The organism is Pseudomonas sp. 5C2, assembly GCF_034314155.1.
In the GTDB taxonomy this organism is placed as follows: Bacteria; Pseudomonadota; Gammaproteobacteria; order Pseudomonadales; family Pseudomonadaceae; genus Aquipseudomonas.
In genome coordinates this window covers 584,398-599,924 of record NZ_JAVIWH010000002.1, presented here as the reverse complement: position 1 = coordinate 599,924, position 15,527 = coordinate 584,398, and the positions used below count along the sequence as shown (strand labels likewise).

General features: G+C 55.9%; 15 protein-coding genes and 1 pseudogene. 10 read left to right on the top strand and 6 right to left on the bottom strand.

What is annotated here, in order from left to right:
* Nucleotides 1-5 precede the first annotated feature (5 nt).
* The 3 genes from RGU44_RS03405 to aroC form a co-directional block, all read right to left on the bottom strand.
* A complete protein-coding gene (locus RGU44_RS03405) occupies nucleotides 6-620 on the bottom strand; it encodes a methylthioribulose 1-phosphate dehydratase (RefSeq protein WP_322215625.1) in 615 nt (204 codons plus the stop codon).
* Nucleotides 617-1,756: an MFS transporter gene (locus RGU44_RS03400; protein WP_322217733.1), complete on the bottom strand. Its 1,140-nt coding sequence runs from the start codon at nucleotides 1,754-1,756 to the stop codon at nucleotides 617-619. Before RGU44_RS03400 ends, RGU44_RS03405 begins: the two co-directional genes overlap by 4 nt.
* 61 nt (nucleotides 1,757-1,817) lie before the next feature.
* Nucleotides 1,818-2,909 (bottom strand): chorismate synthase, encoded by a 1,092-nt coding sequence (gene aroC, locus RGU44_RS03395; RefSeq protein WP_322215623.1) that lies wholly within the window; start codon nucleotides 2,907-2,909, stop codon nucleotides 1,818-1,820.
* Between the two features lie 174 nt (nucleotides 2,910-3,083).
* Between aroC and RGU44_RS03390 the strand changes: the two genes are divergently transcribed.
* The 5 genes from RGU44_RS03390 (at nucleotide 3,084) to RGU44_RS03370 (ending at nucleotide 9,702) form a co-directional block, all read left to right on the top strand.
* Nucleotides 3,084-4,061, top strand: a complete 978-nt coding sequence (locus tag RGU44_RS03390; protein ID WP_416194613.1) for an alpha/beta hydrolase — start codon at nucleotides 3,084-3,086, stop codon at nucleotides 4,059-4,061.
* A gap of 116 nt (nucleotides 4,062-4,177) precedes the next feature.
* The gene (locus RGU44_RS03385) at nucleotides 4,178-4,981 is read left to right on the top strand and encodes a hypothetical protein (RefSeq protein WP_322179805.1); all 804 of its coding nucleotides are present in this window, start codon (nucleotides 4,178-4,180) and stop codon (nucleotides 4,979-4,981) included.
* A gap of 1,200 nt (nucleotides 4,982-6,181) precedes the next feature.
* On the top strand, nucleotides 6,182-6,892 hold the full coding sequence (locus RGU44_RS03380; RefSeq protein WP_322215621.1) for a FadR/GntR family transcriptional regulator: 711 nt from the start codon (nucleotides 6,182-6,184) through the stop codon (nucleotides 6,890-6,892).
* 125 nt (nucleotides 6,893-7,017) lie between these two features.
* The gene (lhgO, locus tag RGU44_RS03375) at nucleotides 7,018-8,211 is read left to right on the top strand and encodes an L-2-hydroxyglutarate oxidase (RefSeq protein WP_322215619.1); all 1,194 of its coding nucleotides are present in this window, start codon (nucleotides 7,018-7,020) and stop codon (nucleotides 8,209-8,211) included.
* 162 nt (nucleotides 8,212-8,373) lie between these two features.
* Nucleotides 8,374-9,702: an MFS transporter gene (locus RGU44_RS03370; protein ID WP_322215616.1), complete on the top strand. Its 1,329-nt coding sequence runs from the start codon at nucleotides 8,374-8,376 to the stop codon at nucleotides 9,700-9,702.
* Between the two features lie 574 nt (nucleotides 9,703-10,276).
* On the opposite strand, the gene prmB is transcribed toward RGU44_RS03370, so the two are convergent.
* Nucleotides 10,277-11,185 carry a 50S ribosomal protein L3 N(5)-glutamine methyltransferase gene (gene prmB / locus RGU44_RS03365; RefSeq protein WP_322179813.1) on the bottom strand — a complete coding sequence of 303 codons (909 nt, stop codon included), beginning with the start codon at nucleotides 11,183-11,185 and terminating at the stop codon, nucleotides 10,277-10,279.
* A 261-nt stretch (nucleotides 11,186-11,446) separates the two neighbouring features.
* Between prmB and RGU44_RS03360 the strand changes: the two genes are divergently transcribed.
* The 3 genes from RGU44_RS03360 (at nucleotide 11,447) to RGU44_RS03350 (ending at nucleotide 13,238) form a co-directional block, all read left to right on the top strand.
* Complete coding sequence (locus RGU44_RS03360) at nucleotides 11,447-12,037, top strand: cysteine hydrolase family protein (protein WP_322179815.1); 591 nt, start codon at nucleotides 11,447-11,449, stop codon at nucleotides 12,035-12,037.
* A 203-nt stretch (nucleotides 12,038-12,240) separates the two neighbouring features.
* Nucleotides 12,241-12,561, top strand: coding sequence for a hypothetical protein (locus tag RGU44_RS03355; RefSeq protein WP_322179817.1), 321 nt, complete (start codon nucleotides 12,241-12,243; stop codon nucleotides 12,559-12,561).
* Nucleotides 12,562-12,680: 119 nt separating this feature from the next.
* Nucleotides 12,681-13,238 (top strand): Smr/MutS family protein, encoded by a 558-nt coding sequence (locus RGU44_RS03350; protein WP_322179819.1) that lies wholly within the window; start codon nucleotides 12,681-12,683, stop codon nucleotides 13,236-13,238.
* Between the two features lie 327 nt (nucleotides 13,239-13,565).
* Here RGU44_RS03350 and RGU44_RS03345 read toward each other — a convergent pair whose 3' ends face one another.
* Nucleotides 13,566-13,799, bottom strand: coding sequence for a hypothetical protein (locus tag RGU44_RS03345; RefSeq protein WP_322179821.1), 234 nt, complete (start codon nucleotides 13,797-13,799; stop codon nucleotides 13,566-13,568).
* Nucleotides 13,800-13,863: 64 nt separating this feature from the next.
* A complete protein-coding gene (locus RGU44_RS03340) occupies nucleotides 13,864-14,511 on the bottom strand; it encodes a BON domain-containing protein (RefSeq protein ID WP_322179823.1) in 648 nt (215 codons plus the stop codon).
* 267 nt (nucleotides 14,512-14,778) lie between these two features.
* On the opposite strand from RGU44_RS03340, the gene RGU44_RS03335 reads away from it, so the two are divergent.
* Together RGU44_RS03335 and RGU44_RS03330 are read left to right on the top strand one after the other, a co-directional pair.
* The gene (locus RGU44_RS03335) at nucleotides 14,779-15,165 is read left to right on the top strand and encodes a hypothetical protein (RefSeq protein WP_322215614.1); all 387 of its coding nucleotides are present in this window, start codon (nucleotides 14,779-14,781) and stop codon (nucleotides 15,163-15,165) included.
* Nucleotides 15,166-15,278: 113 nt separating this feature from the next.
* Nucleotides 15,279-15,504: pseudogene (locus tag RGU44_RS03330) on the top strand (site-specific integrase); the annotation flags it as partial.
* Nucleotides 15,505-15,527 lie beyond the last annotated feature (23 nt).

Below are 15,527 nucleotides of genomic sequence, written 5' to 3'. Positions count from 1 at the left end.
TTTCCTTAACGGTTCAATAGAGCGCGAGTCTTGAGCTCGCACTCGAACAAAAATTCAAACGCTTCGATCTGACGCAATGCATCGCTCATTCGCGCGCCCCAGGTGTAAAGACCGTGGCCACGAATCAGGTAGCCGGGGCAATCAGGGTGGGCGTCGAGCCAAGGTTGGACCTTTGCCGCCAATCGGGCAATGTCCTGATCATTTTCAAAAATCGGCACGATAACCTTTGATTCATGGGTCGCCACGCCCGCAAATGCTTTCTGCAGTTCATAATTTTCGAACACCACCCTCTCCCCCGCCGTCAGGCGCGACAACACGGTCGCATTGACAGAATGGGTGTGCAGCACTGCGCCTACCTGTGGCTTACAGCGGTATAACTGGGTGTGCAGCAAGGTTTCGGCAGAAGGCTTTTTGCCCGGCTCCAGGCTGTTGCCGGAAAGGTCGGTGACCAGCACGTCATCCTGGCCCAACTGACCTTTATGCTTGCCTGACACTGTCAGTAACGCGGTGGTCGCCGACAACCGTGTCGAATAATTACTGCTGGTGGCTGGAGACCAGCCACGGCCATACAAAAAACGCCCGGCGTCGATGATTTCCTGAGCGAGTTGTTCGCGGGTCATGCCCTGTCCTCTTTCATTCGTGTCGCAATCATGACGGCTGCGGCGAGCGCCGCAAGACTGGCAATGCTGAAGGTCCAGTTCGGCCCCAATACATTCCAGCTATAACCAGAATACAACGCCCCCAAGGCACCTCCAGTGCCGGCGAGCGCGGCATACAGCGCCTGCCCTTGACCCTGCTGCCCGGGGCCGAAACTGCGCTGCACAAAATGGATAGCCGCCGCGTGAAAACTGCCGAACGTCGCGGCGTGCAGGATCTGGGCAAACAACAACACAGGCAAATGTTCGGCGAAATTGCCCAGCAGCAACCAACGTAACGCAGCCAGAAAAAAACTCGCCATGAGCACATGGCGAAGGGTAAACCGCGTCAGAATCCGGCTCATCGACAAAAACATCAACACTTCGGCCACGACTCCCAAAGCCCAGAGTAGACCGATGAGGCCGCGACTGTAGCCCAAATGCTCCAGATGCAGGGTCAGGAAGGTGTAATAAGGGCCGTGGCTCAACTGCATCAATGCAACGCTGGCGTAAAAAGCCAGAACACCGGGACTGGCAAGCTGTTTAAGAAAGCCGCCACTGGCCAACCTGTGCGTCGACGGTGCGGGTTGCGCATTGGGCACCCACCAACTGCTGGCGACAATACCGGCCATGATCAACAGTAGCGCCTGCGGGTACACGTCCAGGCTGAACCACTCGAACAGCCGACCCAACGCCACCACCGTGAGGATGAAACCAATAGAACCCCACAGCCGGAACTGGCTGTAGCGGGCGGTCTGCCCCTGCAAATGGGCCAAGGTGATGACTTCGAACTGCGGCAATACGGCATGCCAAAAGAACGCATGCAACGCCATGACCATTGCCAGCCAGGCGTAGCTCTTGTCGAACAGGATCAAGGAAAACGTCAGCAGCGTACAGATCGCCCCAAAGCGCACAATCGCCAGGCGGCGCCCGGTGTAATCTCCCAGCCAACCCCAGATATTGGGGGCGATGCAGCGCATCAGCATGGGGATGGCTACCAGTTCACCGATGCGTGCGCTGGAAAACCCCAGGTGATCAAAGTACAGCGCCAGAAACGGCGCTGTCGAACCCAGCAAAGCGAAGTAGAACAGATAGAAACTGGACAATCGCCAGTAAGGGATCTGACCTTCGGGAAGTGAAACCACGGCTAAACCGCCGTGGCTGCATCACCGTCATCGAGCATTACAGTTGCCCCAGAACAGGTGTCGACACCTGCACATCGGAGTTCTGCCCGCGATTGCGCAGGAAATGATCCATCAACACGATGGCCATCATGGCCTCAGCGATAGGCGTGGCGCGGATACCGACGCAGGGGTCGTGACGACCTTTGGTAATGACGTCGACCGGGTTGCCATGGGCATCAATCGAAAGTCCTGGCGTGGTAATGCTTGAGGTCGGTTTAAGCGCCAGATGGACGACGATTGGCTGCCCCGACGAAATCCCACCCAGAATGCCGCCAGAGTTGTTCGACAGGAAACCCTGCGGCGTCATTTCGTCGCGATGCTCGGTGCCGCGCTGGGCGACGCTGGCGAAACCGGCGCCAATCTCCACGCCCTTGACCGCATTGATACTCATCATCGCGTGGGCCAGTTCCGCGTCCAAACGGTCGAAAATCGGCTCGCCCAACCCAGGCTTAACGCCTTCGGCAACCACAGTAATTTTGGCGCCGACCGAATCCTGATCCCGACGCAACTGGTCCATGTAGGTCTCAAGCTCCGGCACTTTGTCCGGGTCCGGGCAGAAAAATGCGTTCTGATCCACCGACTCCCAGGTCTTGAACGGAATTTCAATCGGGCCCAACTGGCTCATGTAGCCGCGAATCCGAATGCCCTGGCTGGCCAGGTATTTCTTGGCGATGGCACCCGCCGCCACGCGCATCGCCGTTTCACGGGCCGAGCTGCGACCACCGCCGCGGTAATCGCGCACGCCGTACTTGTGGTGGTAGGTGTAATCGGCGTGCGCCGGGCGAAACAGGTCCTGAATTGCCGAGTAGTCCTTGGACTTCTGATCCGTATTGCGGATCAACAGGCCGATAGGGCAACCCGTGGTCTTTCCTTCGAACACACCAGAGAGGATTTCGACTTCATCGGCCTCCTGGCGCTGCGTGGTGTGGCGGCTCGTGCCGGGCTTGCGGCGATCCAGATCGAACTGCAAGTCTTCCAGCGAGAGCTCAAGCCCTGGCGGGCAGCCGTCAACGATAGCGACCAGTGCCGGGCCGTGGCTTTCGCCAGCAGTGGTAACAGTGAACAGCTTGCCGTAGGTATTGCCGGACATGCAGGACGCTCCGCGAAAATAAGCTAAAACAATCAAACGGTCTGTTTATCAATCAAAAACCGCAAGCACGCCAGTATACGCAGGCTGCCTGAGTAGTTCATCCTTCAAGCGTATTGCCGAACCTTATCCGCGTTGACGCGTCCAATCGGCACTTGAACAGATGATGGCCTACCGATGTTACGAGTCACCACTTTAATTCGTGCTATTACCGTAACCCTGCCCCTGCTGACAGGCCTTGCCCACGCAGCCACACCCAGCGTATTGCAACGTCCCATCAGCCTCGATACCGGAACCGGCGAGCTGTTTGGCACCTTATTGCTGCCCAGATCCGACGCCCCTGTCCCCGTGGTATTAATCATCGCTGGATCCGGCCCCACCGACCGTGATGGCAACAACACCGACGGCGGTCGTAACGACAGCATGAAGCTTCTGGCGAGAGTCCTCGCCAAACACAATATCGCCAGCGTGCGCTACGACAAGCGGGGCGTGGCCGCGAGCAAAGCGGCCACGCCCGATGAGCGCAACCTGAGCATCGAAGCCTATGTCGCCGACGCAGCGGCCTGGGGAAAAATGCTCAAGACTGACCCACGCCTGGGACGCTTGATTCTCCTGGGGCATAGCGAAGGCGCCCTGGTCGCCGCCCTCGCCGCAGAGCAAGCTGGAGCTGCGGCAGTGATTTCCGTCGCAGGCACCGGGCGCCCGGTGGATCAAGTGTTGCGCGAACAATTGCAATACCGATTGCCCCCACCCTTGCTGCAACGTAGCGAACAGCTGATCGACTCGCTTAAGGCAGGCCACACCGATGACAACGTGCCACCCGCTCTCGATGTGGTATTCCGCCCGAGCGTGCAGCCGTATTTGATTTCGCTGCTCCGCCAGGACCCGGCCGCCGCCTTCGGAAAACTGCAGGTTCCGGCGCTGATCATTCAGGGTCGTAACGACATTCAGGTGGGGGTCGGTGATGCCGAGCTTCTCCATGCGGCCAAACCCGACGCGGAGCTGGCTCTGATCGACGGCATGAACCATGTCTTGCGTATTGTCCCCAATGACATTGGACGCCAGCTAGCGTCCTACAAAGACCCGCAGTTACCGCTCGCCAGTGAACTTTCAACGCGAATCCTGCGTTTTATTGGCGCATTACCCGCCGCGTAATGCGCGCTGGCCTGTCCACAAACCGGCCAATGGCCTTCAGTCCTGAAAAAAACGGCCGATAGCGGATGGCTGGCACTGAGTTTGCTGCTTGGTGCCTGGGCCACAGGACTGCTTATATGACCGACACTCAAGCCACACCCGACGCTGAAGTTGAAGCCGAAAACGCAGCCGTTGCGCCGGATCCTGCGAGCTTGCCGTGGGCGGACGTTCAACCGGAACATTTTAAAATGCTGCGCCTGGCGCCACTGCCGACCGACCGGGCCACCGGCGGCCGCCCATTGCGCTTCGTGCAGTTCGGCCGCGCCGAGCGCAACGATAAAGAACACAGCCTGTTACGCATGGATATCCAATTGCCTGCGCAACGTGTGCGCAAAGAGCAGAACCACCTGGACGTATGGGTCGATCACGCCACTCATCGGGTGCGCTTCAGCCCCGAAGCCGGGTTACAGATAGAACCGTGGAATCGTGGTCTCGGTCGCTTTCTGATGGCTCAGGGCATTCACTGGGCGCAAAAAAGATGGTCGCATTACCAGATCGACGAAAACGTGCTCGCCAGTAAAGACGCCCTTAACGAAGACACGCGCCTGCGCCGGGATAATTTTCTACGCACTCAGGGCTTCGAGATTACGTACGCCGACGCCCAGCACATGAAGGGCAGCGTCAAAGCGGTAAACGTCAGCGAACTGCTTAACACCTGGAACAGCGAAAAGGTCCAGATGGTCGAGATTCTCGACGCGGGCAATATGCTCCAGCAAGCAGAACAGAACTTGCAGGAGCAAGACGTCAAGCTGCGCAAACAGGAGGAGTCCGTCACCCGATTCAAACGCGAAGACAGCAGCTTGCGCTTCACCATCGCTTGCCTGGTGGCGTTCGCGGTATTCCAGGCTGGGCTACTGATCTGGATCGCTACGCACCGTTAGGTTTCCCTTGCGTTAGGAGGCCCCACCGAGTCTTCGCCGCCGCGCTGTCACACAGAAAACCAGGTTGTGATTTGTGTGTTGTTATCGGTGGTGGTGCACCAGATTGCGTAATTGCATGGACTTGACCACCCATTTGCATTGCCACTGATCAGTCAATTGCATTCACTCTAACCAGCCGACGCCTGCTAAAAACGGTCAGCAGGTGCCACCCGGGGATGCGCGCGTCAGCCAAGACGGAAGGACAGTAACCGACCCATTGCGGACGCTGACCAACGATTAAGCTAAGGGGCGGCGGCACGCAGTCCCAGTGAGCGAAGCTAAGGATTTGAACCACTTGTTAGGAGGTACACTTATTTGTTGAACCGAAACTTTTTTGAGGATGGCTTTGTACGTAAATATGTGCATTATTAGTAGATGGGTTTCAGGTTGTTTCTGACAACTTCTGTATACGGATCTGATGTGCAGAATACGATCTTAGCAACATCATATCCCGTTGAGAAGTATGTATTTTGTCTGAGGCTCTGCCCTGGCTGTAGGCTGTTAATGTAAATTTGGTTAGAACTTCCAAGTTGCATGTTGTTACTGTCATAAGCATAGACCAAGAGGAAGGCTGGAGATGGAGCGTTAGCCGTATTCCGGAAAGTGCATGTTGGTGAATATTTGTGTTCTAGTTCGCAGTTTGAGATCTCCAGTGGTTCATTACACTTGTACAAGGAAACACCAGCATTCGCTTCAAAGGTTGCGATTGCAGCAAAAAAACAAAGAGCTAGATGGGAGCTATTCATGTCTATTTCTCTAGTGGGGGGGGGGGGGTGAGAACAGGTCTCACTAATTAATCGGCGATGCGATAGAAAACTTTAGGGCCGCCCCGGTCAACTTGTCCCGATCACCCGAAAAAATATCTGCCAAAAGCATTAAGAATGCTCTCGGTGACATTTTCTTACACCTTGGTAGCGACCGCTTCTGGCCGATTCCTGCCCGTCACCACTGACCGAAATCGCCCAAGAGCGGACATCACAAGTCCGCTTTCGGACTGTAGTTTGGTTTGTGTTCAATACCTTACTAGTACTTCAGTGCGATCTTTACGCAGTGTGCGCGCCCCCGACGTGATCGTGCAGGATGGTTCAGTGACTCCGCCAGTCTTGACAACTGGAAATCAGGCAGACTATTGTCTGACAACCTGACTACTAAGGTTCTCTTATGCTTGAGATACAGCGTCCCGACTCTCTCGTGGTGCGTGTTGTCAGCGCGATTCGTACGGAAATCGACTCCGACCAGCTTGCTCCCGGATCGCGCTTGCCGACCGAACAGCAGTTGGCGGAACAGCTGAACGTCAGTCGCTCAGTGGTTCGCGAAGCTATCGCCCAGCTAAAAGCTGATGGCGTATTGATCGCGCGGCGAGGCCTTGGCTCGTTTATCTCCCAGACACCCACCGGGACGGTGTTCCGCTTCCCGAAGAAAAACGGCCGCAGGCCAGACCTAGCGCAAATGTTCGAGATGCGTCTGTGGATCGAGACCCAAGCGGCCTCGATTGCCGCTGTGCGCCGAGACGCAGCAGATCTGCAACGTATGAAGGAAGCGTTGCAGGAAATGCATGACAAACGCACCGACTTCGAAGCCGCGGCCTTGGCGGATGTGGAGTTTCACCGGGCAATCGCCGAAGCCAGCAAGAATGACTATTTCGTGGCCTTTCATGACTTTCTGAGAAGCCAGTTGGCTGCGGCGCGCAAAACGGCCTGGGAAAACTCGGCTTCACGCTTTGTCAGCGGTTCAGTAGATGCTGCCCACGAACACCAGGCGCTGTACCAAGCCATCGCCGATGGTGATCGGCATGCCGCTGCGGCCTGTGCCGACGCCCACTTGCGCGCATCCGCCAAGCGCCTGCAACTTGAGCTTCCTCCAACGGACTGAATTGATCCAATCCTGAAGCCCTGAAGCCCTGAAGGCGTGATGCGGCATGCAGGCTTTTAACAAAATCATTAGTCTGACAACCTGATAACCATACCGGAATTGACGGATCGAAGGTAACTACAACAATGACTTACGACTTTTGCATCATTGGCGGCGGAATCGTCGGCCTTGCCACCGCGATGGAGTTACTCAAACGCCAGCCCACCGCATCGTTGGTGATTCTGGAAAAAGAAACCCTCTTGGCCACGCACCAGACGGGCCATAACAGTGGCGTGATCCATGCTGGCGTCTACTACGCTCCGGGCAGTCTCAAGGCTGATTTGTGCAAACGAGGTGCCGAGGCAACCAAGCAGTTCTGCACGGAACACGGCATCAAATTCGACGTATGCGGCAAGTTGCTGGTGGCCTCGACCGCCCTCGAAGTCGAGCGGATGGAAGCGCTGTATGCGCGTTCGCAACTCAATGGAATGAAAGTCGAGCGCCTTGACGCGGATGAGCTGCGTCGCCGCGAGCCGAATATCATCGGGCTCGGCGGGCTATTTCTCGACGCCACCGGCATCGTCGACTACCGGGAAATATGTGAAACCATGGCGCGCGTCATCACCCGCAGTGGCGGCGAGATTTGTCTGGAAAAGACCGTTACTGCCATAGAAGAACACGGTAACAGCGTGACAGTCAGCACCCATGACGGTGTTTGGCGTGCGAAGAAGCTGGTGGTTTGCGCCGGCCTGCAATCGGATCGCCTAGCGACACTCGCAGGCATCAAGATTAATCACCAGATCATCCCGTTTCGCGGCGAATACTTCCGCCTCCCGGCAGCGAAAAATAATATCGTCAATCACTTGATCTATCCTGTCCCCGATCCAGAGCTACCGTTTTTAGGGGTACATCTGACACGCATGATTGATGGCAGTGTCACCGTAGGCCCAAATGCCGTGCTGGGTCTGGGCCGTGAAAACTACAAGAAATTTTCGATCAACTGGCGCGACGTAGCCCAGTACACAACCTTCCCGGGATTCTGGAAAACCATCTGGCAGAACCTGGGCTCCGGTAGCGTTGAGATGAAGAACTCATTGTTCAAATCCGGCTATCTGGAGCAATGCCGAAAATATTGCCCTTCACTGAACATTGACGACCTGCTGCCGTATGAGGCTGGCATTCGTGCCCAGGCCGTCATGCGCGACGGCACCTTGGTGCATGATTTTCTGTTCGCCGAAACACCACGCATGCTCCACGTGTGTAATGCGCCTTCTCCCGCAGCCACTTCGGCCATTCCCATAGGCTCAATGATTGCCGACCGAATTTTCAAACCCAGCTAATACCGCCCCACGCAAACTATCGACCCTTCTCGCTCTGCATCTGTGATGCCTGCTGGGAGACGGCGACTAAGAACATGAAAAAACTCTATTGGCGCCTGACGGTGAATAGAGAGCAATAAGCGTCAACTAAAAATAATTACAATACTCATGAGGAAATATAAAATGACGGCAATAAAAATGATCAACCCTTTAGCGGAAACCCCGGAACACACTAAAAAACGTCTGCGTAAAGTTGCCGCTGCCACCATTGTTGGCTCAATGCTGGAGTGGTATGACTTTTACTTGTACGCGACAATGGCGGCGATTGTCTTTTCGAAAATATTCTTTGATAACAGCGACCCGAAAACAGCGTCGCTGTTAGCCTTTTCCACGTTTGCCATCGGGTTTATTGCTCGCCCGTTTGGCGGGGTTCTTTTCGGCTACTTGGGAGATAAATTCGGCCGCAAGCAAGTGTTGGTGCTGACGTTTTGCTTGATGGGTGTCTGCACAACATTGATCGGCCTGATTCCCAGCTACGCCTCAATCGGCATATGGGCACCCATCATTTTGGCCAGCGTAAGGATCATCCAAGGTCTAGGGGCGGGGGCTGAGCTGTCCGGGGCGGCGGTCACCTCCTACGAGCATGCGTGCGAAGGTAAACGCGGAAGTCAGGGCGCTTGGCCGGCACTGGGTCTAAACCTAGGTCTGCTGCTTTCATCGCTGACTATTTATCTTCTGACCATCAACGGCAATGAGTTCCTGCTGGCAGGCGGATGGCGCATCCCGTTCATTTGCAGCATTGCATTAGTAGGCGTAGGTCTATGGGTACGCCGCAGCATTCCGGAAACACCCGAGTTCGCGGAACTGAGCAAGGAAACGGCAAAAGCCAAGGCATCGCCCTTGAAAGCATTGTTCAAGAACGACCTCAAAGGGCTTGCGGTGGTATTTTTCGTTGCCGTTGGCTACAACGCTTTGAGCTACATCTTCAAAACGTTCTCCCTGGCCTACCTGACTCAATTCAAGGGGGTTGACGTTCATGTCACGTCACTGTCGGTGACGATCGCCAGTTTGATAGCCATTGTCGCCGTACCCTTCTTCGGCTGGCTGTGCGACAAGTGGAGCAGTAAGACCGTACTGATACTCGGCGGTGTATTTTCGCTGTTGTTTGCCTACCCGTTCCTGGCACTGCTCGACACCGGCGAGAGCCTGATGATCTATCTGGCCATCGGCATCGCCACCGGCATCCTAGCCCCGATGATGTTCGCTCCGCAGGGTTCTTTCCTGAGCCGCCAGTTCCCCACCCAGACCCGTTCCTCAGGCTTCGGCACCGGGCGCGAAATCGGTACCGCGATTGCTGGCGGTCTGGCGCCGCTGGGTGCATTGTCGCTGGTGTCCGCCTCCGCGACGCACTCCACAGTTGGAGTGGTCATCATCCTGGCGATCGCATCGGTATTGGTCGTGGTTTTCGCCTTGTGCGACCAAGGACGCAAGCACTCGGCGTTCAAAAACTAACCGGAAAATGATCGTTTAATGAGGGAGGGTACGAACTCCGCCCCCTCTTAACTTGTATAGGAGTTGATTTACCCGCCACACAACGGGGCGTTGCCTTCCAGAGCACGCGACTGGCTGCGGAGGTTCGTTTCCAGCCGATGGCGACAGGCAGGAAACGGCCCAGAGTGTGTAAAAACGCTTAGTCAATATCGAAGTCCGCGCTTCTGTGCGAAATCTGAAGTTTATCGGCTGGTTGGCCAGACCTATATTTTACGTAGAAACGCGATTTTCAGCCCTACTTCGGACGCCAATCACGCTGAAAACCGTTTTTACACACTCTGGGCCGATTGCAGTCCTTCAGTGCTTGGCTGACGCACTCCCCCTGAGTGGCACCCGCTGACACCCATCAACTGCAAAAACTGGTCAGCGCGAATGCAAACGACTGGTCAGTGGCGATGCAATTAGGTGGTCAAGCGGGATGCAATTAAGCATCAGATAAACCGCCTTCGCGAACAAGTTCGCTCCCGGGATTTTGTCTGAATTGACTGCCGAATTACGGCCTTGAAAGTGTCGTATCAGGCACCCCTCATTACGATCAAACCCGAGAAGCGAACAGCGCTTGATGTTCGCGGCATTGCTCGGCCGATAACATGAACACGCCATGCCCTCCCCGCTCAAACTCCAGCCAGGCGAAGTCGACTTCCGGGTACAGCGCCTCGACATGGATCTGGCTGTTGCCGACTTCGACGATCAGCAAGCCCTTCTCGGTCAAATGTTCCGCAGCCTGACTGAGCATGCGCCGCACTAGGTTCAGACCGTCATCGCCACAGGCCAGCGCCAACTCCGGCTCATGTTGATATTCATCCGGCATGTCGGCGAAATCTTCGGCATCGACATAAGGCGGGTTGGAGACGATCAGGTCGAATCGCTGCCCCGGCAAACCGTCGAAACCATCACCCTGCACGGTGTAGACGCGCTCATCCACGCCGTGACGCTCGATGTTCTGATTCGCCACTTCCAGCGCTTCGAAAGAAAGGTCGGCCAACACCACTTCAGCGTTGGGGAACTCGAACGCACAGGCAATGCCGATACAACCGGAGCCCGTGCACAGGTCGAGAATGCGTGCTGGGTCTACTGGCAACCACGGCTCAAAACGTTTTTCGATCAGCTCGCCAATCGGTGAACGAGGGATCAGAACCCTTTCGTCCACGATGAACGACAGGCTACAGAACCACGCCTCCCCCAGCAGATAAGCGGTTGGGATGCGCTCGTCAATGCGGCGTTTGAGCAAGCGTTGCAGATTAACCAGCTCGTCGTCTTCCAGACGGCAATCCAGGTAGCTGTCGGCAATTTCCCACGGCAGATGCACCGCGCCCAGCACCAACTGACGGGCTTCGTCCCAGGCATTGTCGGTGCCGTGACCAAAAAACAGATCTTCCCCATGGAAACGGCTAACGGCCCAACGGATATGGTCGCGCAGGGTGCGCAGGCGGGAAGTGATCACGGGGGCATGCTCCTTGAAAAAACGACGGACGATTCTATCAGCCATGGTCTGAACAAACGATGCCCAAAAGATGATTGATCACCCCCTCGACAGCAGACAACCTGCGATGACTTCGTAGCCACGAAGCAGGCAAAATGACATGAATCGCAAACACTCCGATGGCTTGCAGCCCAGTAACCACGCCACTTCCAATCGTTGCCATTCACAGAACCGCTCAGCCAGAGGACAATGTGACAAAAGCGCCACCGACAGGAGCCCCAGATGTCCGACCCAAAAACGATGTTTCAACTCAGTGGCCGTGGTTACGCACCGGCTAATCTGAGCAATGCCAGCCTGATCATTATCGATGCGCAGAAGGAGTACGTCAGTGGTCCGCTGGCGCTGACAGGCATTGATGAGGCCGTGGCCAATATCTGCCAATTGGTGGACGCTGCCCGGGCAGCGGGTCGACCTATCGTGCATGTGCGCCATCTTGGCACCGTGGGCGGTTTATTCGATCCGCAAGGTGAGCGCGGCAAGTTCCTTCCCCAGCTATTGCCTCAAGGCGAAGAGCCGGTCATCGAGAAGCTCCTGCCAAACGCATTCCACGGCACTGGCCTGCACGATCTGTTGCAACGCTTGGGGCCTCTGGACCTGATCGTGTGTGGCTTCATGAGCCATTCAAGCATCAGCACCACCGTACGCGCAGCCAAAGACTACGGTTATCGCTGCACGTTGGTGGACGACGCCTGCGCAACCCGAGACTTGCCCAGCAAGCAGGGCGTGATCAGCGCCAAGATAGTTCATCAGACCGAGATGGCGATCATGGCGGACAACTTCGCAACGCTTGCACTGACCCGGGATTTGATCTGAGTCAGGCTTGATCCATCAGGATGCTGACCCGGCCTCATCGCTTTGGCAGCTCCTGAAAAACGGCTGGGTTACCTCTGCCAAAGAGACGAATTGGATGTAACCGCCCATCCATTAATCATCCCCACAGCCCTTGATTTCCGCCAAAACGGGAACCACCAGGTTATATCCTGGTCAGAGCGCCGATACCCTGAGAGGAAATCGGAATGAAGATATCCGATGGTTTCGATGCTCGTCGCTTGCGCCCAAAAGGCCCAAGCAACTGGCGGATGCGCTTCGGCGCCGCATTTGCAGCACTGTTGGCCACCTGTGGCGTTTTACTGGTGATGGCCGGTATTGCCAGCTTGATCGGTCACCCGCCAGCACTGGGCGAGCTCAATGCCAGCGCGGGCGGAGCGAGTCTCGTGGTGGCGATCGGGTTGTTCCTGCTGTATCTCGGTGTCTCGATATGGCGTCGCTGCCGTCGTCGTCTGCGCCGGCCCAGCGAGCTGAACATGGCACCGCATCTGATGAAAAAGCACGACTGAGGCTGACAAACCCTCTTCGTATCGCTCACTGGAAACACAACCGGGCACAGCGATAACGTTTTAGTCACGCCTGGCAAGGCGTGACGCAGGTAAACTAGCCGTCCTGCGCGGAGGCTTAAATGCAAGACGACGATTTTTCCCTGTTTAAAAACGAGATCCGCGGCGTAAAGCCGATCAAGCACGATCACGCAGACGTCGGCAAACCCAAAGCCGACCGTAAGCACCTGGCCAAACTGCGTCAGGCTGCTACTGTGCGCACTGACTCGGTGATCGTTGATGGCCTGTCCGACCAATTCGTCATCGACGTTGGCCCGGAGGACGTATTGAGCTGGGCTCGTGATGGCGTCCAGGAAGGCCAGATGCGCAAGCTTAAACTCGGGCAGATCAGCTTCGAGGGGGGCTTGGACCTGCACGGCATGAGCGTCGAAGTAGCGCGGGAAACACTCTGGGAGTTTTTGGCCGAAGCGACCAAGCTGGAAGTTCGTTGCGTGCGCGTGACCCATGGCAAGGCGGTGCGCCTGGATGGCAAACGCCCGATGATCAAAAGCCACGTCAACACATGGCTGCGCCAGCATTCACAAGTGCTGGGCTTTGCCTCTTGCCTGGCAAAACACGGCGGCGCGGGCGCCGTTTACGTCATGCTCAAACGAACAATGATGGAAGGCCGCGACGAGTAACTCCTTAAGTCGCAGCCTTAATGATTGCGGACCGTCAGGCTGCTTGGGTGTCACAGCCTGACTGGATCAGATCCGATTCGATCAACGCCGGCCACCCTCATAGTAACGGTGACCATGCCCATAACCGTCATGCCAAGGTCCAAAGAAACAGCCCGACATGGACGACAATACCGCCACCACAATCGCCATTTTCACTACTCGACTCACCATACATTCGCTCTCTTCACGACAGGTATTTATTACCTGATACTTCAGACATCAACGGCTTTCGTATCGCCAACCGATGACTGTAAAGGTTAGGTAAATGCCTGGTGATTGATCGCGATTTTAAACTTCCCCCGTGGCCTCGGCCAGTGTCGCCAAGACTTCCTCCATATGATTGATGGAGTCGCGTAAATCTTCAAAAGCGCGCTCAAGCGCATGATGGCTATTGGCAGGATTGTTGCCCGGCAAAAGTTTGGAGCTGACGTCTTCTTCCGCCTTTAGCTGATGAATGCTCGCGCGTAGCGTCTCTAACTCCAGTGCAATACGACGAAGATGCTCTCGCCTTATCTCGCTCATGAACGTGCTCCTTTCAACAGCGTGGGGCCAGGCGAACGAGAAGAGCATCGCCTGGCCCCGAGCATCAACCAATCGTTAGCTTATCTTCAACTTTGTAAACACCGGGGACAGACCATGCCGCCCGCTCAGCTGCCTGACGTTCGAGCCAGAGGTGAACCTTACCTTCGAGTTTCACGGTGCCACCAGTGACTTTGACATGAATACCGTGAGCCTCAAGGGCAGCATTGCGCTTCAGCGCATCTTCGATCCTGCGTTGAACGTCTGCAGCATTCACCCGTGGTTTAAGCGTGAGCAGGTTAGTGACGCCCTTGACACCGGACAGTTTGCGCACTGCACGTTCAGTGGCTTCTTTCTGGAATTGCCAGTCCACTTCGCCTTCCAGCGTTACCCAGCCAGCCTGAACCCTGACCTTGATTCGATCATCCGGAACTTCAGTGTTCCAACTGATGACATCCAGTGTCCTGGAGGCAATGGTGTCGTCCGCGACGACGAAGTCACTCGGAAAGCGCACTTCGATTTCCTCGGCAATGGCTCGAACACCCTTGACGCTCTTCACGGCACGCTCCGCCGCGATTTTTTGCGCATAGTTAGTGACATGACCTGTCAGTGTGACGACGCCCTTATCTACAGCTACACCGATGTGGACCGCATCAATGTTCGGCTGGAATTCAAGCTCATCCAAAATATCCTGGCGTAAACTTAAATCGTTCATGGCGGATCCTCGCGTTCTTTATGGACTCATTGATTTCTCGCATCTGACAGCGAGCTTCCCACTGCTATTATGGTTTTACCCCCCGAGGCTGGAGCGGTATTGAGTTTTATCAACAATCCATCCTGTGCCTGACAGACCGACGCGCAAGGGCGCCAGCCGTCCGTGTCCAAAGCAGACTGACGGCACTGTCTTCCATCCCGCCAGGATTGACGCGTACCACCGCAAGGCATTGAATATTTTTGCAGTGACACTGAAGGAGGATTCCACATGGCCAAAATCAAAGCGCTGGCGGGTGATTTTCTTCAAGGTGATGGCGAGTACAGTTCCGGTTCAATTACGCTCACGACACCCCTTTACCCCTGGCCCGGCATCAAGATTTCGGTTTCTACGATAAAAAATCTGGAGGTAGCCAGCGAAGCGTCAACTAAAAAAACCGCAGACGCTATCAGCTTTGGATTGGCCGGCGGGTTGGTGTTGGGGCCTGTAGGCGCCGCAGCAGGTTTCATGCTGGCCAGTGAGGAAAAGGAAGTGACGTTTTTGGCAACGTTAAAAGATGGCAGAAAGCTTCTGGCGGCAACCGACGACTGCACCTACCGGCAAATAGCGCAGGATGTCGGCAAGCCGCGTTTCTTCACAGCCACGACCAGGCAGTGACACTGTCGAGACGTTGTTATGACGCCCCATCCAGATCGTTAGCCACCCAGCAATGACTGATTACCCTAACAACCGAGCCCGGCCCGACGCCGGGCTCTTTGCCGTCGGCGTTCAGATCGCGTCGACCGTGCAACTGCTGTCACACCTACGCTACCATGTGCCTCATTGGCGGGCATGGACCCTGCATTCATCGCCAATCAGCTCGGCCATAGCGTGCAAATGTTACTATCCACGTACGCCCGATGGATAAACGCCAGCACCGACTGGCGCCAACTCGAAAAGCTCGAAACAAGCCTGATTGGTACACATCTGGTACAGACAGAAAATGTACCGCCCTGAAACCCGTACGGAAAAACAGCCCT